Origin of the sequence: Streptomyces sp. NBC_00354 (assembly GCF_036106915.1) — a bacterium.
Taxonomy (GTDB): Bacteria; Actinomycetota; Actinomycetes; order Streptomycetales; family Streptomycetaceae; genus Streptomyces.
Genome location: NZ_CP107984.1, coordinates 202,706 through 224,051 on the forward strand (window position 1 = coordinate 202,706; position 21,346 = coordinate 224,051).

The 21,346-nt window shown below is 71.7% G+C and carries 21 protein-coding genes; 6 read left to right on the forward strand and 15 right to left on the reverse strand.

Annotation, left to right across the window (positions count from 1 at the left end; genetic code table 11):
- Nucleotides 1–81: 81 nt before the first annotated feature.
- A complete protein-coding gene (locus OHT74_RS41715) occupies nt 82–702 on the reverse strand; it encodes a ScbR family autoregulator-binding transcription factor (RefSeq protein ID WP_328623602.1) in 621 nt (206 codons plus the stop codon).
- Between the two features lie 529 nt (nt 703–1,231).
- On the opposite strand from OHT74_RS41715, the gene OHT74_RS41720 reads away from it, so the two are divergent.
- Complete coding sequence (locus OHT74_RS41720) at nt 1,232–2,233, forward strand: ScbA/BarX family gamma-butyrolactone biosynthesis protein (RefSeq protein ID WP_328623603.1); 1,002 nt, start codon at nt 1,232–1,234, stop codon at nt 2,231–2,233.
- 34 nt (nt 2,234–2,267) lie between these two features.
- Here the strand turns inward: OHT74_RS41720 and OHT74_RS41725 are convergent, their stop codons facing one another.
- Nucleotides 2,268–3,113 (reverse strand): NAD(P)H-binding protein, encoded by an 846-nt coding sequence (locus OHT74_RS41725; RefSeq protein WP_328623604.1) that lies wholly within the window; start codon nt 3,111–3,113, stop codon nt 2,268–2,270.
- Between the two features lie 131 nt (nt 3,114–3,244).
- Here OHT74_RS41725 and OHT74_RS41730 point away from each other — a divergent pair, with 131 nt between their 5' ends.
- Nucleotides 3,245–3,916 carry a ScbR family autoregulator-binding transcription factor gene (locus OHT74_RS41730; protein WP_266674223.1) on the forward strand — a complete coding sequence of 224 codons (672 nt, stop codon included), beginning with the start codon at nt 3,245–3,247 and terminating at the stop codon, nt 3,914–3,916.
- Between the two features lie 33 nt (nt 3,917–3,949).
- Here the strand turns inward: OHT74_RS41730 and OHT74_RS41735 are convergent, their stop codons facing one another.
- The 6 genes from OHT74_RS41735 to OHT74_RS41760 all read right to left on the reverse strand — a co-directional run bounded on the left by OHT74_RS41735 (nt 3,950) and on the right by OHT74_RS41760 (nt 11,513).
- Entirely contained in the window at nt 3,950–5,521 is a 1,572-nt protein-coding gene (locus tag OHT74_RS41735) for an FAD-dependent monooxygenase (protein ID WP_328623605.1), read from the reverse strand.
- 109 nt (nt 5,522–5,630) lie between these two features.
- The gene (locus OHT74_RS41740; RefSeq protein WP_266674221.1) at nt 5,631–6,020 is read right to left on the reverse strand and encodes a DUF6009 family protein; all 390 of its coding nucleotides are present in this window, start codon (nt 6,018–6,020) and stop codon (nt 5,631–5,633) included.
- A complete protein-coding gene (locus tag OHT74_RS41745) occupies nt 6,017–7,570 on the reverse strand; it encodes a DNA primase family protein (RefSeq protein ID WP_328623652.1) in 1,554 nt (517 codons plus the stop codon). Before OHT74_RS41745 ends, OHT74_RS41740 begins: the two co-directional genes overlap by 4 nt.
- A 17-nt stretch (nt 7,571–7,587) precedes the next feature.
- Nucleotides 7,588–8,712 carry a bifunctional DNA primase/polymerase gene (locus OHT74_RS41750; RefSeq protein ID WP_328623606.1) on the reverse strand — a complete coding sequence of 375 codons (1,125 nt, stop codon included), beginning with the start codon at nt 8,710–8,712 and terminating at the stop codon, nt 7,588–7,590.
- 392 nt (nt 8,713–9,104) lie between these two features.
- Nucleotides 9,105–10,460, reverse strand: a complete 1,356-nt coding sequence (locus OHT74_RS41755) for an MFS transporter (RefSeq protein WP_328623607.1) — start codon at nt 10,458–10,460, stop codon at nt 9,105–9,107.
- 201 nt (nt 10,461–10,661) lie between these two features.
- Nucleotides 10,662–11,513, reverse strand: coding sequence for an alpha/beta fold hydrolase (locus tag OHT74_RS41760; RefSeq protein ID WP_328623608.1), 852 nt, complete (start codon nt 11,511–11,513; stop codon nt 10,662–10,664).
- Between the two features lie 117 nt (nt 11,514–11,630).
- Here OHT74_RS41760 and OHT74_RS41765 point away from each other — a divergent pair, with 117 nt between their 5' ends.
- Nucleotides 11,631–12,083 (forward strand): MarR family winged helix-turn-helix transcriptional regulator, encoded by a 453-nt coding sequence (locus OHT74_RS41765; protein WP_328623609.1) that lies wholly within the window; start codon nt 11,631–11,633, stop codon nt 12,081–12,083.
- Nucleotides 12,084–12,162: 79 nt separating this feature from the next.
- Here the strand turns inward: OHT74_RS41765 and OHT74_RS41770 are convergent, their stop codons facing one another.
- Both OHT74_RS41770 and gdhA read right to left on the reverse strand, forming a co-directional pair.
- On the reverse strand, nt 12,163–13,515 hold the full coding sequence (locus OHT74_RS41770; RefSeq protein ID WP_328623653.1) for an AMP-binding protein: 1,353 nt from the start codon (nt 13,513–13,515) through the stop codon (nt 12,163–12,165).
- 201 nt (nt 13,516–13,716) lie between these two features.
- Nucleotides 13,717–15,072 (reverse strand): NADP-specific glutamate dehydrogenase, encoded by a 1,356-nt coding sequence (gdhA, locus tag OHT74_RS41775; RefSeq protein WP_267003620.1) that lies wholly within the window; start codon nt 15,070–15,072, stop codon nt 13,717–13,719.
- A 284-nt stretch (nt 15,073–15,356) separates the two neighbouring features.
- On the opposite strand from gdhA, the gene OHT74_RS41780 reads away from it, so the two are divergent.
- Nucleotides 15,357–15,851, forward strand: coding sequence for an anthrone oxygenase family protein (locus OHT74_RS41780; protein ID WP_328623610.1), 495 nt, complete (start codon nt 15,357–15,359; stop codon nt 15,849–15,851).
- 12 nt (nt 15,852–15,863) lie between these two features.
- Here OHT74_RS41780 and OHT74_RS41785 read toward each other — a convergent pair whose 3' ends face one another.
- Nucleotides 15,864–16,391: an anthrone oxygenase family protein gene (locus tag OHT74_RS41785; RefSeq protein ID WP_328623611.1), complete on the reverse strand. Its 528-nt coding sequence runs from the start codon at nt 16,389–16,391 to the stop codon at nt 15,864–15,866.
- A 151-nt stretch (nt 16,392–16,542) separates the two neighbouring features.
- Between OHT74_RS41785 and OHT74_RS41790 the strand changes: the two genes are divergently transcribed.
- Nucleotides 16,543–17,022: a GNAT family N-acetyltransferase gene (locus tag OHT74_RS41790; protein ID WP_328623612.1), complete on the forward strand. Its 480-nt coding sequence runs from the start codon at nt 16,543–16,545 to the stop codon at nt 17,020–17,022.
- On the opposite strand, the gene OHT74_RS41795 is transcribed toward OHT74_RS41790, so the two are convergent.
- The 3 genes from OHT74_RS41795 to OHT74_RS41805 form a co-directional block, all read right to left on the reverse strand.
- Complete coding sequence (locus OHT74_RS41795; RefSeq protein ID WP_266674207.1) at nt 17,019–18,023, reverse strand: AraC family transcriptional regulator; 1,005 nt, start codon at nt 18,021–18,023, stop codon at nt 17,019–17,021. The two genes, OHT74_RS41790 and OHT74_RS41795, sit on opposite strands and share 4 nt — an antisense overlap.
- Before the next feature lie 40 nt (nt 18,024–18,063).
- Nucleotides 18,064–18,903 carry an NAD(P)H-binding protein gene (locus OHT74_RS41800; protein ID WP_328623613.1) on the reverse strand — a complete coding sequence of 280 codons (840 nt, stop codon included), beginning with the start codon at nt 18,901–18,903 and terminating at the stop codon, nt 18,064–18,066.
- 114 nt (nt 18,904–19,017) lie between these two features.
- Nucleotides 19,018–19,233, reverse strand: coding sequence for a DUF4287 domain-containing protein (locus OHT74_RS41805; RefSeq protein WP_266674203.1), 216 nt, complete (start codon nt 19,231–19,233; stop codon nt 19,018–19,020).
- Between the two features lie 206 nt (nt 19,234–19,439).
- Here OHT74_RS41805 and OHT74_RS41810 point away from each other — a divergent pair, with 206 nt between their 5' ends.
- Nucleotides 19,440–19,994, forward strand: coding sequence for a flavoprotein (locus tag OHT74_RS41810; protein WP_328623614.1), 555 nt, complete (start codon nt 19,440–19,442; stop codon nt 19,992–19,994).
- A 139-nt stretch (nt 19,995–20,133) separates the two neighbouring features.
- Here OHT74_RS41810 and OHT74_RS41815 read toward each other — a convergent pair whose 3' ends face one another.
- Entirely contained in the window at nt 20,134–21,315 is a 1,182-nt protein-coding gene (locus OHT74_RS41815; protein ID WP_328623615.1) for an epoxide hydrolase family protein, read from the reverse strand.
- Between the last annotated feature and the right edge of the window lie 31 nt (nt 21,316–21,346).

The window sequence follows — 21,346 nt, forward strand, 5'->3', positions numbered from 1 at the left end:
GAGGCGGGCACGCAAAAGCCCCGACCCCTCCGCGCGGATGCGGGAGGGAGCCGGGGCAGGGTGGTCGCGTCCCACACGCCCCTACTGCTCGCGGACACCCTCGGCCTTGAGGTCCGCGAGAAGGGGAGCCGGCACGAGCGTCGGCAGCAGGAGCCGCCAGAACCGGGTGACCGTGGACTCCGAGAGCCACGCCACGTCCCGGGCGCCGAGCACCTCGAAGCCCACGGTCGCGGCCACCACGGCGGTCACCACGTCCCGGGCCGCCACCTCGGGGTGCAACTCGCCCTCGGCGTCGGCCCGTTCCAGTGTCTCCTCGACCCACCTCCGCCAGCGCTCGCGCAGATCGGACTGCGACACGCGGGACGGCTCCCCGCTCAGCTCGAAGCCGGCCCTCAGCACCACATCGGTGCGCAATGCCGCGGCGAGCCCGTGGGTAACGTCCACGAGGAGCTGCACACGGCCCGCCCCGGGCGGGGGCCCGACATCGGTGACGGCCAGCAGCCGGATGAGCGCCGCCGCCTCGACGGCGTCCGCCAGCGCGGCCTTGCTCGCGAAGTGGAAGTGCAGCGCCCCGTTGCTCACCCCGGCCAGCGAACTGATCCCGGTGAGCGAGGCCACCGAGAAACCCTCCCGGTCGAAGATCTGGGCCGCGGACCGGATCAGGGTTTCACGCGTGCGCGCCGCTCGCTCCTGTTTGACCATCGACTGCTCCGTCACTGCGAGGGGTTGCCACGCCCGCGAGGGGCAGGCGGTACGTGCTTGCTCGGAGCCGCGCGAGGTAGCTGCTCCTGATGGCGCCCCCGGCACCACCGCTCGCAGCCCTGACAGGCCTCTCCCACAGGAGGCGACCCCGCTCCGTACGGCAACTATAACAAACCGCCTATGCGGTTTTCACTGAGGAAGGCTCGCTTTTTCGGCATTGACCGAAAATCGGACCAAGTCACCGGCGCCGTTCGGGCACGCTCGGTCACGTTCGGCCACGCCGCTCGAGAATCACTGTCGTCCCGCTCGACTCACCCGGGGGCGCGAACCACTGAACCAGCCGGGGCCAGGGCGGAACAGAAGCCGAAAGACCCCACCTGACCAGCGGAAATAGCCAAATCGGAGGAGACTCCCTGGTCTTTGCAGTAGCGGAGGCTCGGCTACCGCTAGAAATTAAACCGGTTGGTATGTATCTTTCCCGGCCAGAGGCACATCAAGCCCTACTCGCCAGCGGAGCCCAGGGGGAGCAATGTCTGCGAGCACGTTTCAAGTTGAACGGACCCAGTTCAACGACGATCCGGCGGAGGACCTCTCGGCTTCCACGATCAGGCCGAGCAGCTTCCGCTTCCCTTCGCTGACCGTCACCGTTCCGAAGGAGTTGGTGCACAGAGCGTCCGTCGCCGAAGTGGTCCTGACCGACTGGCAGCGTATCGACGAAACGCGCTTCCTCCTCACCGCGCAGTGGCCCCGCGGGCACAGCTTCTTCACCCCGGTCGCGGACGGATACCACGACCCGCTCATCGGCTGCGAAACGATTCGCCAGATCGGCATGCTCCTCGGGCACGCCGAGTTCGGCGTACCGCTCGGCCACCAGTTCATCGTCTGGGACATCGACATAGCCGTGCGCCCGCAGCATCTGCAGGTGGGCTGGGCGCCCGCCGCGCTCGACATCGAGGTCACCTGCACGGAGATCAAGCGGCGCGGCCGGCATCTGTCGCGGCTGCGCTTCGAGGCGGTGCTCCGGCGTGAGGGGAACATCGTCGCAACCGGGGGCGGCTCGTTCTCCTGCATGGCACCCGGGGTGTACCGGCGCGTGCGCGGCGACCACACCCTTGGCGGCAACTGGTACCAACTCCCGCTCATCAGCCCCGCAGCGCCGCAGAGCGTCGGACGCATGTCGCCCATGGACGTGGTCCTGTCGCCCACCGGCGAGCGCGCCCGCTGGCAGCTGAGGGTGGACACCCGGCACCCGATACTGTTCGAGCACGCGGTGGACCACGTACCGGGCATGGTGCTGCTCGAGGCGGCGCGGCAGGCCACGGCCTCCGTGCTGGGGCGGTCCTCGTACCTCCCGCTCAGCATCGCCACCGAGTTCAAGCGGTACGCCGAACTGGACTCGCCCTGCATGATCGAGGCCGTCCGGCTCTCCGACAGGGGCCCAGGCGGCGAGGAAACGGTGCTGGTGACCGGCCTTCAGGACGGTGTCCCCGTATTCAGCGCCACCGTGACCGCGGGGTCGCACGGTCTCTGAGCGGCGTCGGCAAGCAAGGGACGACGGCACACCGTCACGGGGACGAGAAAGAACTCAGATGATCTCTCGCCCACGCGCGGAAGCAACCGGCCGGCCGGCCGAGCAGCGCAGGCACCGTCGGGTCCACCAGGGCCTTTGCTCCCACACGCAGTCGCTCCGCACCGTCCAGGAGGGCCTCGACGAGGTCCTGCGGATACCGCTCGGCCAGCGCGGCACGCGCCTGCTCCGTGCCCAGTTCCTCAAAACTCAGCGGACGGCCCAGCAGCTCGGCGAGCTGGGCCGTCTGCTCGACCGCCGTGATCGCCTCCGGCCCGGTCAGCGTGTAGGCCCGGCCCTCATGCCCCGCCTCGGTGAGGACGCGCACCGCCACCTCCGCGACATCTCGCGGGTCGACGCACGCATTGCCCGACGCCCCGTACCGGGCACGCACCACGTCGTGCGCGCGGACGGACTCCGCCCAGGACAGGGCGTTGCACATGAACGAGCGGGGCCGCAGCAGGGTCCAGTCCATCCCGGACCCGCGCAGCAGGTCCTCGTTCGCCCGCTGCCACCGGGTGATCAGATCATCGGCCCCGTGGTCCGAGACAGCTGCTGCGGAGAGCTTCACCACGTGCCGTACACCGGCCGACCGCGCGGTCCGGATGAAGCGCACGTCGTCGTCCCCGATGCGGCTGGTCACCAGGAAGGCGGCGCGCACCCCGCTTAGTGCGCGGGCGAGCGACTGAGGATCCCCGTAGTCCCCCTGGACGATCTCGACCGCCCCGGCCGCGCCCGTGACACGGTCCGGTTCCCTGGCCATCACGCGAACCGCCAAGGCTGCGGGGAGTCGGCGGATCACCTCGCGACCGATCCTTCCCGTGCCGCCGGTGACGAGAATCATGACCTTCCCTCCCTGACCTGACTATTTCTTCTACGCGAATCAACGGAACATAGTTACCCGCTGTAAGATACGAACTGGGCGGTTTCTTACTGACCGCAACGCCGGGCGACCCTGAGGAGGGGGGAGGCAGAGTGGCTGAGCAAGTCCGAGCCATCCGCACACGACAGTCGATCCTTGCCGCCGCGGCCAAGATCTTCGAGGAACACGGATACCAAGCGGCCACGATCTCCCAGATTCTCAGGGAGGCCGGGGTGACCAAGGGAGCCCTGTACTTCCACTTCCAGTCGAAGGAAGACCTGGCCCAGGGCGTCCTCGCCGAGCAGGACCAGCGGCTCATCGTTCCCGACCGCGCCTCCAAGGTGCAAGAGATCGTGGACGTCTTGGTGCTGCACGCCCACCGCCTGCAGACCGACCCCATGGTGCGCGCAGGCGTACGACTGTCGATGGACCAGCTGGCGCAGGGCCTCGACCGCAGCGGCCCGTTCCTGCGCTGGGGCGAGGTCGGCTGCGCCCTGCTCCAGAAGGCACAGGCCCAGGGCGAGCTGCTGCCCCACGTCGTGCCGTCCGAGACCGCCGACGTCATCGTGGGCTCATTCGCCGGCATCCAGTCCATGTCCCAGGCCATCTGCGACTACGGAGACCTGGTGGTCAGGGTTTCCGCGCTGCTGCGGCACCTGCTGCCCAGCGTCGTGGTGCCCTCCGTCCTGGCCTCGCTCGACCTCACCGAGACCCGGGGAGCCTCGGTCTACGCCGAGGCCCTCAAGGCGGCGGACGAGCTGGAGAGCATGGGCGCCATCGCCTGAGCGGCCGGTCGCCCGCACCCGGCTCCGGCTCCGTCACGGGCGCCCCGCACGGGCGTCCTCGGCGAAGTACACCGACAGCGCGACGGCCAGGTCGTCACCGCCCGGTGCCCACGCGATGTAGCCGTCGGGCCGCACCAGCAGCGCCTCGTACGGCACGTCGGGGGTGGGACGGGCGCGCACCACGCGCAGGATCCCCTCCCAGCCCCGCGCTTCGTCGCGGTATCCGCCCCCCTTCTCACCGAAGAGCAGCAGCAGCGGCCGGCCGTCCCGCAGGAGCCCGATCACGTCGGTCTCGCCGGTCGCGGTGGTGAGCGCGACGTTGTGCAGGAACCTTCCTGCGCCGGGGGCGGCCCGCCCGGCAGGCTCCGGGATCACCGTGTCCTGGGCACTGATGATGCCGCTGAGGTGCCCGTGGGCCCGGTCCGCCGCCAGCAGCCCGGTGAACACCCCGCGCAAGGCTTCGGCCTCGGGCCCCGGCCGCATCAGGGCGAGCTGGGCCCGCGTGTTGTCGATGACCCGCCGGGCAACCGGCCGGCGCTCCGGGTCGTAGGTATCGAGCAGGTCCGGGCCCGCCTCCCCTCGCACGGCGAGCGCCAGCTTCCAGCCCAGGTTGAGGGCGTCCAGCACCCCGGTGCTCAGGCCCTGACCGCCGATCGGGAAGTGCACGTGCGCCGCGTCCCCCACGAGGAAGACCCGGCCCGCCCGGAAGGTCTTGGCCAGCCGGGTGAAGTCGCTGAACCTGCTGAGCCAGCGCGGCTCTTCCATCGCGATCTCGCGTCCGGTTATCCAGGACACCTCGCGGCGCAGCTCCTCCAGGGTGGGCGGCAGGTGCCGGTCGGCATGCGCCCCGGTGCAGTCGAGCGTCCGGATGTGCGTTCTGCCCTCCGGGTCGCGCTTGACCGCGATCCAGCCGCGGGGCGTACGGTGCCAGCCCTCGGCCAGTGCGTCCGGGTCGGCGAGCGTGACGACCCCCATCAGGGCCGACACCGTTGCCGGATGGGTCTCGGAGCCGATACCCGCCTGCTGGCGGACCATACTGCGGGCGCCGTCGGCCCCCACCACGTACCGGGCGGTGCAGACGGCCGGCCCGGCCGCCCCCTCGGCCGTGATCCGCACCCCGTCCGGCTCCTGGGACACCCCAGTCACCCGGTGCTCGCGCAGGATCCGCGCGCCCTCGGCGCGGGCCCGCCCCTCGAAGAGGCGCTCGAGCTGCGCCTGCGGGCACTTGAGGATCGGCTCCGGCTCGTTCTCGGGAGCCGTGATGATCAGGCCGGGCAGGCCCGCGAAGTGGAACGGGCTGGCGGCCGCGGCACGGCTGTACGGGGCCGCCGGCGCCGGCAGGTGGCCGCGCCGGGCCAGGCACTGCACCGCCCGGGCGTGCAGCGTGGTCGCCTTGGGGCGCTCGGACACATCGGCCTCCGATTCGAGGACGACGGTGTCGACTCCGTGCGCGGCCAACTCTGCGGCCACCAGCATCCCGACGGGCCCCCCGCCGACCACCGCCACCTGCGCCTGAATCCGGCGTTCCCCCTGCACAGCGGTGCCCTCCCCTTGGCCCATGTCCCGTACGGCAGCAAAAATATACCGGCTGCGCTGTTTTTTCATGCCTGGGGCAGGCTGAAATCGATCTCGTCGGCACGCACACCGAGTCCGTCGTCCGATTGCTCGGGGAAGAGGGGCCCGGAATCCGGGGCGGGGAACACCCCGGCGCAGGTCAGGGCAGGAGCTCGCGCTTCGCCGAGGACATGGGGCCGCCCTCGGAGCGCTCGGTCTTGCGTCCCTTGATGCCCGGCGCCAGGGTCCGGGCGTCCACGGCCTCCGCAGGCGCCCCCGTCGCGTACAGCCCGTCGGGGGCGGTGTCCCGGTCGTGCGGGAGCAGCCAGAACACCCGGCGCCGGAACGTGCCGGAGGAGCGGGAAGGCTTGGCGCCAGGACCCAGCAGGGCGTAGCCGACCATCCGTCCGTCGCGGTGGTACGCGGGCCTGCCGCGCCGCGTCGGCAGCCGGTCGAGGCTCTGGCGGACGTAGTCGAGCCGGCTGATGTCCTCGAGCCAGACGAGGTCCACTTCGTGGACGATCTCGTCCTCTGCGATGAGGGCGCTCATGCTGTCTCCTCGTCCGCGAGCAGGCCGATGCCCGGGTAGTACTTGCGCTGGTTGGACAGGATCATCTGCTTGGGCGACGCCAGCCCCACCGCCTCGCGGACACGTGCCGCGAAGGCCCGGGACGAGATCGCCGGGGCCCCCTCATTCTGGCACCAGCTCCTGTAGGCCGCGTAGAGCAAGGCTTGCTCCGCCCGCAGATCGGGTTCGAGCCGGCAGGTCTCGCCGATGAAGCGCCCGGTGTGGTCCTCGGTCTCGGCGTACGCCGTGGTCGCGATGCGGACCCGCTCGGGACCCGTGAGGTCCTTGTCTCCGCCGAGGTACCGACGGGCCCCCTCTATCAGCCAGTTGAGGATGCCCGGACCCTCCTGGGTGACGAGGATGTCCGCCAGGTTGTCGATCTTGCGGTCGTCGGAGACGACCCGCTCGAACGGGATCAGCCGCATGCGCCGCCAGAACGCGAAGCCGCCGGTGCCCACTTCGGGGCGGTGGTTGCCCAGCAGCCACAGCTTGTGCGTCGGCTCGAAGCTGAAGAAGTCCTGCCGCATCCGGCGCGCCTTGATGCGGTCGCCGCCGGTGAGCAGCTTGACGCGGGCCTCGTCGAAACGGTCGCCCGGCTTGACCTCGCTGCACACGATCACCCGCCGGCCGTGCAGCTCCGCGAGGTCTGTCGGGTGGCCCTCGTACGGGCGGGCCATCAGGAACCCGGGGGGCGCCGCGTCCGCGTAGTCGCCGAGCAACTTCATCAGGACATCCAGCAGTACGGACTTGCCGTTCTTGCCGGAGCCGAACAGGAACGGCATGACCTGCGCACCCACGTCGCCGGTGACGGAGTAGCCGAGCAGCAGCTGCAGGAAGTCGATCATCTGCGCGCCCTCGGCCCCCTCGCCGAAGGTGTCGGTCAGGAAGCGGTTCCAGCGCGGGGTGGGCATCGGCCGGGGCGCCGCCGAGGTGGAGCGCGAGTGGAAGTCCTTCGTGGGCTCGGCGGGGCGGACGTGCCCGGTGCGCAGGTCGACGACTCCTGCGGGCGTGCACAGCGCGTACGGGTCGGCGTCCAGGCGCGCCGCGTTGAGCACCATGCCCGGCGCAGACTTCGCCTGGGTGAGCATCGCGTTCATCCCGCTGGTGCTGAGCGCACGGCGGCGGTGCTGCTGCAGCGCGGCCGAGGTGTGGATCCCGCGGGGGTCGGTGCCGGCGATGCTCTCCGCCAGATCCCCGGCGGCCCATACGACCGTGTCGTCCTCGTCGATCTGCCAGCGGGTGCCGTCCCACCGGAACCAGCCGATGCCGGGGACGTGGCGGTAGTCGTTGCTGTAGAGCTTGACGAACAGTTTGGCGTTGCCGCGATCGGTGAGCGTGTCGGGCAGCAGTCCGTCCGCCGTCGCCTCGCCGCCCGCCGCCGCGATGCCGGCGGCGTCCACGTCCGCGTCCGGGCCGGCGGAGCCCACGTGGGAGCCCCGGGAATCGCCGGACTGCACGGACTCCCGGGGCGCCGGGACGGGCTGTGCGAGGATCTGCGCGGCGACGGCCTGCACGTCGAAGCCGGACAGCATGCTGTCGTTCTCCACGCTCACACGCGGCCTCCGAGCGCCAGCGGGCGCCCCAGACCCGCGCCCAGGCCGCCGCGGATGATGGCGCTGCACCGGCGATGCTGCCCGGGGCGGGCCCGCTCGGCCGTCTCCTGCAGGGCGCGGGCGGCCTCGGCCCGGGTGACGTACCCCGCGGCGACCAGTCCGCCCGCCGTGTAGGCGGCACGGTTCAGCTTCTCCGAGAACGCCGCCCCCTCGGGTACGGCTGCGCAGGCGGCGACCTCGGCGAGGACCCCCGCCAGGACCCGCTCCGAAGCCCCGCGTTCGCCGCCCGCAGCGATGACGGCCTGCCGGGCGCGCGGCGGCACGGGCCGGGGCCCGGACACCGCCGGGGACGAGAGCGCCGACGGCAGGTGCCCGGTGCGCTCCAGCTCCCGGGCGAGCCAGCCCGGCAGCGGCGCGGGCTGCCGCACGGCTCCTTCCGGCCGGTAGACGCCCGAGCGGGTGACGGTGCCCGGGGCCACGATGTACCCGCCGTGCGCGCGTACATCGACCTGCCAGGCCAGGGCCCGGCTGCCGCCCGACCCGGCCGAGCACTGCCAGCGCCGGGCGGCGTCGTCGCGGTACCACACGTGCAGCCCGCCGGACGGAGTCCGTACCCGCAGGGTGGAGCCGTCGTCCGCCGGACTCGCGCAGCCGCGCAGGGCGGCCAGTACGCCCAGGGTGTGGAAGCCGTTGGCCAGTCCGGTCAGGTCGACTTCGGGGTTGATCCCGACGCCGGGCAGCAGCCGGTTGCGGTCGGGCAGTTCCCGGCCGTGCGCGTCGATGTCGATGACGACCAGGCCGGCGGCACCGGTGGCGACGCCGACACCCATGTCCGGGCGGGCTCCCCACCATTGCTCGATCCGGTCCGGGTCGAGCGTGGCCGCATGGAAGCCGTGGCACCAGCGGCCCGCAGCGAGGCAGACGCAGCCCGCCCGGTCGTGCCCGGAGGGCCGGCACAGGTCACAGTTGCCCACGGGCGTCTTGCGGCCCGGGGCGAGGGGGTGAACCGGCCATCCCTGGCTCGCACACCACAGGGCAGTCGTCAGGGGTTGCGACCAAACCGAGGCAGCTCGCATGAACCGCCCCGGGTCGCTGCGCGAAACCCGCAGCTCAGCTGCCATTCACTTCCCCCATCAGCGACTGAAGCGACTCAACGCCCGAAATCAGATTAGCGAAACCCCCGTGAGACAAGGGATACCTGAGCCAGAACAGATGTACGCCGCTCAGTCGCCGACACCGCCTGAGCGGCTGAGCGACTGAAGCCACAGTCACTGACGCCTGTTCAGTCGCTAGCCCCCTGTTGCACAGAACACCAGGTCACAGGCTTACGCAAGGCAGAACAGCGACTGAAGCGACTGAAGTCCCCCATATATGACGCATACACACGCGCACACACCCACACGCGAATGTCGCCATAAGCCCGGGCCTTCGGTCGCTTCAGTCGCTGCCTACCCCCAACCAGGGCCTCTGGCCTGCAATTTTGCTGTTCTTCTCGGAGCGACTGGAAGACTGCTCAGTCGCTTTCCGTCCGTCGCTGCCCCGCGGCCGCCTCCTCCAGGCTCGTTCGAGCCCCCTTGCGGCCTGCCCCGAGCCGGGAGCGAGCGCCTGCCGATCCGTCGGCACCCGGGGGTTCCTCCCGCGCCGGGGCGGAGCGGAGTGCCAGGAGCGTCACCAGGGCCGCGAAGAGGGAGATCAGACCGCCTGCCCATAGGCCGGAGCGGGACCCGAGATGCGTGGTGAGCCAGCCGATGAGCAGGGCCCCGAGCGGTGTGGAGCCCTGCTGGATCAGGATGTAGAGGGCCATGACGCGGCCGCGGTACTGCGGATCGGTACCCAGCTGTATGTGCTGGTATGTGGCCTGGGCGAAGTACAGCGTGGCGAAACCCGTGAGGGCCAGCAGGACCACGGCCGTCACGGCCGTGGGTGCCCAGCCCGCGGCGGCCTCGACGGCACCGAAGCCGAGGGCGGCCACGACGACCATGCGGGCGGAGGGCCGGACCCGCCGTCCGGCAGTGGCCAGGGCCGCGAGGAGGGATCCCACGGCCATCGCCGTGGTGAACATGCCGAACGCGGCTGCGTCGGTGTGGAAGACCGTCTTGGCGAACAGCGGCAGGGTGAGCTGGAAGTTGAAGCCGAACAGGCTGACGGCGGCGACCAGGCCGAAGACCGGGACGAGGTCGCGCCGCCCTGCCGTGTAGCGCAGGCCGTCGCGCACCCCCGCCCCGGCGGCCGGCTTCTCCTGTACGGGCGGCTCGTGCAGTTCCGCCGGGCGCATCAGGCACAGGGTGATGACGGTCCCGAAGAAGGTGACGGCGTTCATCACCATCACCGGGCCGGTGCCGACGGCGCTGATGAGCAGGCCCGCCCCGGCGGGTCCGACGATCTGCGCGACGTTGGAGTACGTGGCGGTGATCGCGGAGGCGTTGGGGAGCAGCTCCGGACCGACCATCTCGCTGACGAACGCCATCCGGGCCGGGGTTTCCACCGCGTTGATGCAGCCCACGGCCAGGGCCAGCAGGTTGATGTGCCACAGCCGGACCTCCCCGGCCAGGACGAGCACCGCCAGGAGCAGCGCCAGGCCCCCGGCGGCGACATTGGCTGCGACCAGGAGCCGCCGCTTGTCATAGCGGTCGGCCATCAGGCCGCCGTACAGGGTGAGCAGCAGGATCGGGGCGAACTGGAGTGCGGTGACCGTTCCGAGGGCGGTGACCGAGTCGGAGCTCAGGGACAGCACGAGCCAGTCCTGGGCGACGATCATCATCCACGTGCCGATGGCGGAGACGGCCTGGCCGACCGTGAAGAGGCGGAAGTTGCGAACGGTCAGGGAGGGAAATGTGGACGAGATCTTCGACGCGACTGGGAGCTTCATGCCGCCTCACTACTGCACCGGGTTACGAGTGGTCCGGAGGCGATCGTCGCCGCCCCGGCCGGTGTACTGCCTGACTCCGGGTGGACCGTCCCCGCCGGCGGGCCCCGCGTAGGTGGTCGAGCCCACGTCGGTCGGTTCCGGGACCGCCACCCGTTGTCCATGCGGGCAACGTCCCCACGCATCCCCCTGCTGCCGCGCCGATTACACGGTGGTCAGCAGAGACCGAAGCTTCTCCGCGTAGGCCCTGGGGTGCGTGGTGTTCCCGTTGTGCCTGCCCGGGAAGGTCTGTATCCCGGCCTCCAGGAGGTCCGCCAGTTCGACGGCGCACCGGTGGTCGAACACCCCGGCCGGGGTCCCGGCACCGACCGCCGGGACGATCCGGGTCTGCGTGCGGGCCAGGTCGGCCGGGTCGAGGGTGTCCCCGATGACCGCCGACAGGTCGTGCTCGATGAAGTAGTCGAAGTTGACCCGCCGCTGGTCGTCGATCGGCTGCGGGGTCAGGCCCGGCTCGGCGTCCTGCCGGGAGGGGTCTATGCCCACCACCCGGGCCATCTCCGCAAGCACCCCGCTGAGCCCGCTCGCCCGGTACAGCTCCTGCAGCCCGGCGAGCTCCGCCTCGTGACGGTCCCGCAGCTGCGCCGGCAGCAGTCGCGGGGCCACCGGCTCGTGGGCCACCAGGGTGCCCACCTGTCCCGGATTCCGCGCGGCCACATGCAGCCCGATCAGGGCGCCCATGCTGCACCCCAGCATCAGGGCGGGCGTGTCGGTGACGGCCGCCAGCAGCCGGTGCACGTCCTCGGCGTGCTCCGCGAGCGACGTGGTCCGCCCGGGCTCCTCGAGCCGGCTCCGGGAGAGACCGCGGCGGTCGTAGGTCAGGACCCTGAAGGTGTCGGTGAGATGGGGAACCATGTCGACGGTGCGGTCCGCATCGCCCTCCCCGCTCTGCGCGATGAGCAGCAGCGGGCCGGAGCCCTGGACCTGGTAGTGCAGCGTGGCGCCGGCCACCGCCAGGATCCCCGTGGTGTTGCTGCTGCTGTGCACGGTGTTGGACATGACGACTCCCCCATGATGTCTGCCGCAACGGCCTTCGTCCGCTGCTCTGCGACCAGCCTAATCCATCGAAACAGATACATCAAGAGAGATGTATCTACCTTGATGTATCTTGCCTCCATGGATGGAATCGAACTGTTCCTGCTGGGCCGCGCCCTGATGAAGCTCGGCGAGGAAGCCTTGCCCGAACCCCCCGGCGGACCGGGCCAGTACGCGGGCAGCACCCGCTCCGTGGTCATCGTCGCCGGGGACATCGCCGCGCACCCCGACACCACCATCGGCGAGACGGCCCAGCGCACCGGGCTGCCCCAGAGCCAGGTCTCCACCGCCGTGGCCCGCCTCCGCGAGGCCGGTTCGGTCCGGACGGCCCCCGACCCCGCCGACCGCCGCCGCACGCTGGTCCGCCCGTCCCCGACGGTCTCCGACCGCGTGGCCGCCGTCCGGGCCGCGGGCTCCTCCAAGGTCGAGGACGCCCTCGCGAAGGCCCTCGGCACCACCGAGGCCGCCCGCCTCCCGGAGGTGACCGAGGCCCTGGAGCTCCTGGCCCGCCACCTGGTCAGGGAAGCCCGCTAGCCCGGCCCCGGGCCCGCCCCAAGCCCAGGCCCGGCCCAAAGCCCGGGCCCGCCAAAGGCCCAGGTACCGGCCCCGGTCGTCAGCCCGCCTGCGGGCCGAACTCCCCCATCAGCAGCAGCTTCTTCTGCGGCTTGCCCATCGCGTTGCGCGGAACCTCCGGCACGAACCGCACCTCGCGCGGCCTCTTGTGCACGGACAGGTGCGCGGCGACGAACTCCGTGAGCTCGGCGCCCGTCACCCCCTCCGCGACGACGAAGGCGACGATCCGCTGTCCCAGGTCCGCGTCCGGCACCCCCACCACCGCGGCCTCGCTGACCTTGGGGTGGTCCAGCAGCGCGTTCTCGATCTCCCCGGCGCCGATCCGGTAGCCGCCCGACTTGATCATGTCGATGGAGGCCCGCCCCACGATCCGGTGCACCCCGTCCGACTCGTCCACGGCCGCGATGTCGCCCGTACGGAACCACCCGTCCTCGGTGTACGCGGCCGCCGTGGCCTCCGGACGGCCCAGGTATCCCGCGAACAGCGTCGGCCCGGTCAGCTGGAGTTCCCCGATCTCGGCGCCCGGCTCGGCCGCGACCCGGGTCCGAATCCCCGGGAGCGGGATGCCGACCGTACCGGGCCGTACCTCGCCGCCCGCGCGCCCGCTGACGGTGATCAGCGTCTCCGTCATCCCGTACCGCTCCACGGGCCGCAGCCCGGTCAGCCGCTCCAGGTCCCGGAAGACCGGCGCGGGCAGTGCGGCGCTGCCCGAGACCAGCAGCCGGGCCCCGGACAGCGCAGCGGCGGCCTCCGGAGCCCCGGCGATACGGGACCACACGGTCGGCACCCCGAAGTACAGGCTGCCGCCCGCCGCCGCATACGCCTCGGGCGTCGGCCGCCCGGTGTGCACGAGGCGGCTGCCGGTGCGCAGGGCCCCGAGCACGCCGAGCACGAGCCCGTGCACGTGGAACAGCGGCAGCCCGTGCACCAGCGTGTCCTCGGCGCTCCACTGCCAGGCTCCGGCGAGCGCGTCGAGGTCGGCGGTGAGCGCCGCGCCGGTCAGCACCACGCCCTTGGGCGCGCCCGTGGTCCCGGAGGTGTACAGCACCAGCGCCGGGTCCTCGGGCGCGGCGGCGGGCCCGGTCCAGTCGGAGCGGCGGGCGAAGTCCACGTCCATGAGCACCGCTCCGGAGTCCCGCAGGATGTGCTCGCGCTCGGCGGGCCCGGCGTCGGGCGGCAGCGGTACGAACGGCACCCCGGCCAGCAGCCCGCCGACCATGGCGGCGACGGTCTCCAGCGAGGCCGTCGCGGTCACCGCGAAGGCCTTCGCCCCGGCCACGTCGGCGGCCACCGCGCGCGCCGCGCCCAGCAGGTCCTCGTACGAGGCGGTCCGCCCCGCAACGCCGATCGCGTCGTTCCGGTCGCCGTACACCCCGTCCAAAGCGGTCAGCACGGTCACGTCCCCCTCGGTGTTCCTTCGGCCTGGTCGGCCCCAGGCTACGGCCCGGCTCCCGCCCACCGGGCAACACCGGCCCGCCTGCACTCGAGGCGGAGTCGAAGCCCGCTGCCGCCCGCCCGGCGGCACCACACACACCACACCGCCCCCACACGGCCCCGTACGGGGCCCCGGGCCGAAGCCCCGGGCCCCGTACGGTCAGATGACGCCCTGCGCCAGCATCGCGTCCGCGACCCGCTCGAACCCGGCGATGTTCGCGCCGGTGACGTAGTCGCCCGGGGCCCCGTACCGCTCGGCGGTCTCGTACGCGACGGCGTGGATCGAGCGCATGATGCCCGCGAGCTCGTCCTCGACCCGCTGCGCGCTCCAGGCCACCCGGCCGGCGTTCTGGCTCATCTCGAGGGCGCTGACCGCGACCCCGCCCGCGTTGGCCGCCTTGCCGGGCCCGAACGCGACCCCGGCCTCCTGCAGGATCCGTACGGCCTCGGGGGTGGTCGGCATGTTGGCGCCCTCGGAGACCGCCTTGACCCCGCCCGCGACGAGCGTACGGGCGTCCTGCGCGTCCAGTTCGTTCTGCGTGGCGGACGGGAAGGCGACGTCCGCCGGCACCTCCCAGACCCGCCCGCCGGGCACGAACCGTGCCGAGGACCCGCGCCGCGCCGCGTACTCGCTCACGCGCCCGCGCTCGACCTCCTTGACCTGCTTGAGCAGCGCCAGGTCGATGCCCTTGTCGTCGACGACGTAGCCCTTCGAGTCCGAGCAGGTCAGCGGGTTCGCGCCGAGCTGCTGGAGCTTCTCGATCGTGTACAGCGCGACGTTGCCGGAGCCGGAGACCACCGCGGTCAGCCCGTCCAGCGACTCGCCGCGGACCGACAGCATCTCGGCGGCGAACAGCACGCTCCCGTAGCCGGTCGCCTGCGGCCTGATCGCGGAGCCGCCCCAGCCCTGGCCCTTACCGGTCAGGACGCCGGCCTCCCAGCGGTTGGTGATGCGCCGGTACTGGCCGAAGAGGTAGCCGATCTCGCGGCCGCCGACGCCGATGTCCCCGGCAGGCACGTCGGTGTGCTCGCCGATGTGCCGGTGCAGCTCGGTCATGAAGGACTGGCAGAAGCGCATGACCTCGGCGTCCGACCTGCCGTGCGGGTCGAAGTCGCTGCCGCCCTTGCCGCCGCCGATGCCCAGGCCGGTCAGGGCGTTCTTGAAGATCTGCTCGAAGCCCAGGAACTTCACCACGCCGATGTCCACCGAAGGGTGGAAGCGCAGGCCGCCCTTGTACGGGCCGAGCGCACTGTTGAACTCGACGCGGTAGCCGCGGTTGACGTGGACGCGGCCCCGGTCGTCCTGCCACGGGACGCGGAAGAGGATCTGCCGCTCGGGTTCCGTGAGCCGCTCCACCAGGGCCACGGCCGGGTCGGCGTACTCGGGCCGGGCGGCGAAGACGGGGGCCAGGGTCTCGAGGACCTCCCGTACCGCCTGGTGGAACTCGGGCTGCGCGGGGTTGCGGCGCTCGATCTCGGCCCGCAGGTCTTCCAGCCTGTCCTTCGAGTCCTTCACGTGTGTCCCTCCAGGGAGTGCGCGGTGCGTAGACGACGGCAGGTGCATGGTGCCCGCTCAGAGAGTCGCTCCGGGGAGGGCTTCCGTTCCCCGGACGGCGGACATCCCCGTGAATCCCCCGCGACACGCGGCCACACTGCCCCTACGATCGGCAGCCTTGACGATTCGATGACCCGTGCATGACCGCGAACAGACCATGCGCAGAACGATGCGCAGAACGATGCACAGACCAGTCACGGACCACGAGCAGACGCCGAGCAGACCACCAACAGGGGGAAACGGACGTGGACATCGCAGGGCTCGTCTCACTCATCGCCGCGACGATCACGACGGGCCTGATGGCGGGCCTGTTCTTCGCCTTCGACGTCTCGGTGATGCCGGCGCTGGGACGCTCGGACGACCGGACGTTCATCGCGGTCATGCAGCGCATCAACGTCGCCATCATCAACGGCTGGTTCATGATCGGCTTCCTCGGCTCCCTGCTGTTCACGGGCCTCGCGCTGGCCTTGCACCTCGCCTCCGGCGCAGGCGAGGCGGCGCCGCCGCTGATCGGTGCGCTCGTCGCGTACGCCCTCCAGCTCGGTGTCACCGGCAGGGTCAACATCCCGCTCAACAACGCCCTGGACCAGGCCGGCCCCGTCGAGCGCATCGCCGATCCGGCCGCCGTCCGCAAGGCCTTCGCGTCGCGCTGGGTGCCGGCCAACCGCTGGCGGACGCTGCTGTGCACGATCGCCCTCGGCTGCCTGGCCTGGGCCCTGGTACTGCACGGCCGCCTCTGAGGCCGCTGCGGCTCAGCGCGCGGTGGCCCGCCCGTACAGCACCAGCGCCCGCGCGAGGGCCGTCACGGCCGCCGTGCAGAGCAGGGTGCGGACGATGTTCGTGGTCACCCAGGTCCCCTTGAACTTCTCCACGATCGAGAAGTCGGTCAGCTTCGCCGCGTCACCCGCGTCGGCCAGCTCGTTGTTCAGCGGGATGTTCACGGTGAAGGTGATCACCAGCACGACGAGGTACAGGGCGGCCGCCGCCCCCACCCACACCGCGACCCCGCGCCGGCCCTTGCGGTACTCGAGGACCGCCGAGGCGACGGCGGCGAGCAGGGCCACCACGAAGACGGTGCCGAACAGCCCGTTCCCGTCGATGACCGCGTTGAAGTTCTGCATCGCGGTGACGTACGTCCGCTCGTCGCCCCGCGCCAGCCCCGGCATCACCGAGACGTCGAACGCGAAGAACAGGCCCGCCATCAAGCCCACGAGCACGGTCGAGACCATGAGCAGGACGGTCGCGATCCGGTTGCTGCCGCCGGCTGTGTTCGTCTGCATGGGACGCTCCCCATCTGGTCGTGGCAGTTCACCGCCCGCGGCGCGGGCAGCCGATCGTGGCATCCAACCCGCTGTGCCGCCACGGGGTTTCGGATCACCATTGGAAAATTACTGGTGCCCCCGCAGCCCGCGCCCTCGGTAGGGTGCGGCCATGAGCACCTCCGCACTCCGCCTGGAGCCGGTCACCGCAGCCAACTTCGACGCGGTGTGCGCGATACAGGTACGCCCCGACCAGGCCCACCTCGTCTCCCCCGTGGTCAAGTCCCTGGCCGAGGCCTACGTCCACGGGGACACCGCCTGGCCGCGCGCCGTCGTCGACGGCGACGAGGTCGTCGGCTTCGTCATGGCCTTCGTCGACATCGCCTGGGACCCGGAGCGAGACCCGGCCGACGTCCGGTCGGGCATCTGGCGCCTGAACGTCGATGCCGCCCACCAGGCCAAGGGCTACGGCCGCTTCGCGGTCCAGGCCGTCACCGCCGAGCTCCGGCGCCGCGGCGCCGACCGCGCGTACGTCACCTGGGAACCCGGCCCCGGCACCCCCGAGCCGTTCTACCTGGGCCTCGGCTTCCGCCTCACCGGCGAGCTGAGCGGTGGCCAGACCGTCGGCGTCCTGGACCTCCCGCCCGCCTAAAGCGTGTCCGGCAGGACCACCGTGCGCGGGGGCCCGGCGGCCACCGGCCCGGCGGCCAGGGCGGCGGCCCGCGTACGGAACTCCTGCGGGCTGACCCCGCGGACCCGCTTGAAGGCCGTCGACAGCGCGAACGCCGAGCTGTAGCCCACCCGTCGAGCCACCGTCGCCACCGTGGTGCCCGGCTCCCGCAGCAGATCGGCCGCCAGGGCCAGGCGCCACCCCGTCAGGTATGCCATCGGCGGCTCCCCGACCAGGTCCGTGAACCGCCGCGCCAGCGAGGCCCGGGAGACCCCCGCCTTCTGCGCGAGCTCCTCCACCGTCCAGCCGTGGGCCGGGTTCTCGTGCAGCAGCCGCAGCGCCCGCCCGACCACCGGATCGCCCTGCGCCCGGTACCAGCCCGGTGCCCCCGACCCGGGGTCCGCGAGCCACGTACGCAGCACCCCGATCAGCAGCAGGTCCAACAGCCGGTCCAGGACGAGTTCCTGGCCCGGTTCGTCCCGGGAGATCTCCGAGGCGAGCAGCCCGATCAGGGTGGCGTCCGCGGCCGCCGCCGGCCGGACCAGCACCGTCGGCAGCGCGGCCAGCAGCCGGCGGCCGATCTCGCTCGGCGCCTGGTAGGTGCCGCTCAGCATCACCGCCGACCCGGCGTCCTGGAACTCCGCGCCCCAGGTCCGCACCCCCAGCGCCATGGACTCGCTGACGTCCTCGCCCGCCTGCGTACTGCACCGCTGCTCCGGGTCCACCGTGATCTGCACCGGCGTCCCGGGGGCATCCGCCAGCGTGTACGGCTCGGGCCCGCGTACGACGGCCACGTCCCCGGGGCCGATCAGCACGGGCGTGCCCCCGTCGGGGAGCAGCCAGCCCGCCCCGTGCACCATCGTGACCACCGACAGCGGGGCTCGGTCCTCGATCCGCACCGCCCACGGCGGGTTGAAGACGGACTTGAGGAGGAAGGCGCCCCGGGCTTTGGGGCCTTCGAGGAGGCCGCTCAGCGTGTCCATGGGCCCATCCTCTCCCGGCGCCCGGCCCCGCGACAGGGACTCAGGCGTCCCAGACACCGGTCGCCGCCGCGTCACGGGCGAACTCGGCGAAGTCCTTCGGCTTCCGGCCGAGCACCTCCTCGACCCCGTCCACCAGGTGCGCGTTGCGCCCGTCCAGGATCAGCGTGAACAGGTCGGCGAACTCCTGCGGCAGGCCGTGCTCGCGGAGCACCGCGCGGTACGCCTCCTGGGAGACGGGGACGTACGTGATCGTGCGCCCCGTCGCCTTCGACAGCTCGGCGGCCACGTCGGTGAAGCTGATCAGCCGCGGTCCGGACAGCTCGTACGTCCTGCCGATGTGCCGGTCGTCGCCCAGCGCGGCCACCACCACGTCGGCGATGTCGTCGGCGTCGACGAAGGCCTCCACGGCGTCGGCGGTCGGCAGGGCGATCTCCCCTGCCAGTACGGGCTCCAGGAAGAAGCTCTCGTCGAAGTTCTGGTTGAACCAGCTGGACCTGACGACCGTCCAGTCGGCCCCGGACGCCTTCAGGCTCTCCTCGGCTCGCTGCGCGGCCTCCTCGCCGCGGCCGGACAGCAGGACCATCCGACGCGCCCCGGCGGCCACGGCCGCCTGCGAGAACGCGCCGATCTGCTCGGCGGCCCCCGGGAAGGCGAGGTCGGGGTAGTAGGTCACGTACACCCGGTCGACGCCCTCCAGCGCCGGGCCCCAGGTGACGGGTGCGTTCCAGTCGAAGGCGGGGGCTCCGGTACGGGAGCCGATCCGGACCGGGCGGCCCTGGAGCCGGAGCTTCTCGGCGACGCGCCGGCCGGTCTTGCCGTTCCCCCCGATCACGAGGGTGGAGGGGGCGGCGGGCTTCGTGTTCTGCGGTGTCTGTGTCATGCCTCCAGTCAAGCCCGGCGCCGCGAGACGGAACATCGCCGAAAAGCTCAGCTCCATACGCGTACGTCCACGCCCTGCTCCCGCGTGCGGCGGCGCTGTCCAGCAGGCTCAGGCTCAGGCCCGCCCCGCGTCCTCGCCGAGGGTGTGCGCGACCAGGGCGTTGGCGTGGCCGTGCCCCAGTTCGTGCTCGGTCTTGAGCCAGGAGACGAGCTCCGTGTGCTTGGTCAGCGGAGAGGACCGGATCAGGTCCTTCCATTCCGCGACGGGGCGTCCGTACTTCTTCTCGATCGAAGGGAAGTAGCTGGCGGGGCCCTTCACCGGCTCGCTCATGTCTGCGGTGCTCCTGTCCGTACGTCGTGCGTGCTTCGCTGTCACAGAGGTAGACGCGGGCCGCGCCCGAAACTCATCGCCCGCAGCCGAAAATCTTGGATCAGCCACCGGAACAACCGTCCGCACAATCATGCGACATTCGCCCGTATGGCCGATCACGCCACCTCAACTATGGTCGAGATCAACTCATGTGATCACATGGCGGTATGACCCCCACGAGGACGCTCTACCTGCTCTGCTCCGCCGCCCCGCCCGTATTCGACGTGGCCCACGTCATCGAGGACGCCCAGTCCCGCGGCTGGGACGTCTGCCTCGGTCTCACCCCGACCGCCGCGCACTGGCTCTCCGGAAGCCTCGACGGCCTTGCTGCCCTGACCGGTCACCCCGTGCGCTGGCAGTACAAGCTCCCCGGCGAGCCCGACGTATGGCCGGCCGCCGAAGCCATCCTCTTCGCCCCGGTCACCTTCAACTCCCTCAACTCCTGGGCCCTCGGCCTCACCGACCGCTTCGCCGTCGGCGTCGCCGCCGAGGCGATCGGCAAGGGCACCCCCGTCGTCACCATGCCCTGCACGAATGCCGCCCTCGCCGCACACCCGCAGTTCGACCAGTCCCTGGCCGCCCTGCGCGGCGCCGGCGTCACCGTCCTCTACGGCGAGGACGGCTTCGTCCCCGGCCCGGCCGGCCCCGACGCCCCGTCCCACTTCCCGTGGCCGGTGGCCCTCACCGCCCTGGACACCGCGACCGCCCCTCGCATCGCCTGAGGGCGCCGGCCACTCCCCCGGTCACGCCGTCGATCGCCTCGGGATGCAGTGCGGCGAGTACGCGTCATCGCCGTAATGCCCCGTCACATCGAGCGAGCCGGCGGCGTCCACGATCGCGCGGATCTCGCATCCCCGACCCTCACCTCCCGGACCGCAGCCCCCGGAAGAAGGCCCGGATGTCCCCGACCAGCAGCTCCGGCACCTCCATCGCGGGGAAGTGCCCGCCCCGGTCGTACGAGGTCCAGCGCACGACGGAGTCGGTGCGGGCGGCGATGTGCCGCAGCGGAACGAAGTTGTCCCGGGGGAAGTCGGCCAACGCGGTCGGCGTGGCCGACACCTCGGGCGGCAGTCCGTAGTAGTCCGCATGCGCGCGCTCGTAGTAGATCCGCGCGGCAGACCCGGCGGTCCCCGTCAGCCAGTACAGCATCACGTTGGTCAGCATCTGGTCCCGGTCGATCGGGCACCCGGGATCACTCCACTCGGCGAACTTCTCCCCGATCCAGGCGAGCAGCCCGACCGGCGAGTCGTTCAGTCCGTACGCGAGGGTCTGCGGCCGGGTCGCCTGGATGTCGGCGTACCCCTGCCGCTCCCGCGCCCAGATCCGGTACCGCTCCCACGAAGCCTGCGTCCGCTCCCGCTCGGCCGCACTCAGCCCCGCCAGCTCCTCGGCCCGGGGCTCCTCGGTCGCCCCACCCCCGGGGAACAGGTTCAGGTGCACCCCCAGCACGTTCCCCGGCCTGATCCTCCCGAGCTCCCGCGAAACGGCGGCCCCCCAGTCCCCGCCCTGCGCCCCGTACTCCGTGTACCCGAGCCGCTCCATCAACACCCCGAAGGCGCGCGCGACCCGCTTGAACTCCCACCCGGTCTCCCGGGTCGGCCCGGACAGCCCGAAGCCCGGCATGTGGGGCAGCACCAGATGAAAGGCATCGGCGGGATCCCCACCGTGCGCCCGCGGATCGGTCAGCGGCCCGGCCACCCGTTGGAATTCCACGAAGGATCCGGGCCAGCCGTGGGTCATCAGCAGCGGCGTGGCATCCGCCTCGGGCGAGCGCACGTGCGCAAAGTGCACCTGAGCCCCGTCGATGACGGTGGTGTACTGCGGCCACTCGTTCAACCGCGCCTCGGCGACCCGCCAGTCGTACCCGGTACGCCAGTACCGCACGAGCTCCTGCAACTCCCCGAGCGGCATCCCGTAAGCCCGCCCCACCCCCGGCAACTCATCGGGCCACCGCACCCGGTCCAGCCGCTCGGCCAGGTCCTCGAGCTCCCGCTCGGCCACATCCACCCGAAACGCCTGCGCCCACTCCCCAAGATCACTCATGCGGGCATGCTAGGCCCGCCCACCGTTAACG

Excerpts from the sequence above, each read along its gene's own strand:
- OHT74_RS41755 (WP_328623607.1), bottom strand. The coding sequence starts at position 10,460 with ATGAAGCTCCCAGTCGCGTCGAAGATCTCGTCCACATTTCCCTCCCTG.
- OHT74_RS41745 (WP_328623652.1), bottom strand. The coding sequence starts at position 7,570 with ATGCTGTCCGGCTTCGACGTGCAGGCCGTCGCCGCGCAGATCCTCGCA.
- OHT74_RS41740 (WP_266674221.1), bottom strand. The coding sequence starts at position 6,020 with ATGAGCGCCCTCATCGCAGAGGACGAGATCGTCCACGAAGTGGACCTC.
- OHT74_RS41715 (WP_328623602.1), bottom strand. The coding sequence starts at position 702 with ATGGTCAAACAGGAGCGAGCGGCGCGCACGCGTGAAACCCTGATCCGG.
- OHT74_RS41805 (WP_266674203.1), bottom strand. The coding sequence starts at position 19,233 with ATGAGCGAGCCGGTGAAGGGCCCCGCCAGCTACTTCCCTTCGATCGAG.
- OHT74_RS41765 (WP_328623609.1), top strand. The coding sequence starts at position 11,631 with ATGGATGGAATCGAACTGTTCCTGCTGGGCCGCGCCCTGATGAAGCTC.
- OHT74_RS41795 (WP_266674207.1), bottom strand. The coding sequence starts at position 18,023 with ATGGACACGCTGAGCGGCCTCCTCGAAGGCCCCAAAGCCCGGGGCGCC.
- OHT74_RS41790 (WP_328623612.1), top strand. The coding sequence starts at position 16,543 with ATGAGCACCTCCGCACTCCGCCTGGAGCCGGTCACCGCAGCCAACTTC.
- OHT74_RS41785 (WP_328623611.1), bottom strand. The coding sequence starts at position 16,391 with ATGCAGACGAACACAGCCGGCGGCAGCAACCGGATCGCGACCGTCCTG.
- OHT74_RS41720 (WP_328623603.1), top strand. The coding sequence starts at position 1,232 with ATGTCTGCGAGCACGTTTCAAGTTGAACGGACCCAGTTCAACGACGAT.
- OHT74_RS41800 (WP_328623613.1), bottom strand. The coding sequence starts at position 18,903 with ATGACACAGACACCGCAGAACACGAAGCCCGCCGCCCCCTCCACCCTC.
- OHT74_RS41810 (WP_328623614.1), top strand. The coding sequence starts at position 19,440 with ATGACCCCCACGAGGACGCTCTACCTGCTCTGCTCCGCCGCCCCGCCC.
- OHT74_RS41760 (WP_328623608.1), bottom strand. The coding sequence starts at position 11,513 with ATGTCCAACACCGTGCACAGCAGCAGCAACACCACGGGGATCCTGGCG.
- OHT74_RS41725 (WP_328623604.1), bottom strand. The coding sequence starts at position 3,113 with ATGATTCTCGTCACCGGCGGCACGGGAAGGATCGGTCGCGAGGTGATC.
- OHT74_RS41750 (WP_328623606.1), bottom strand. The coding sequence starts at position 8,712 with ATGGCAGCTGAGCTGCGGGTTTCGCGCAGCGACCCGGGGCGGTTCATG.
- OHT74_RS41815 (WP_328623615.1), bottom strand. The coding sequence starts at position 21,315 with ATGAGTGATCTTGGGGAGTGGGCGCAGGCGTTTCGGGTGGATGTGGCC.
- OHT74_RS41735 (WP_328623605.1), bottom strand. The coding sequence starts at position 5,521 with ATGAAAAAACAGCGCAGCCGGTATATTTTTGCTGCCGTACGGGACATG.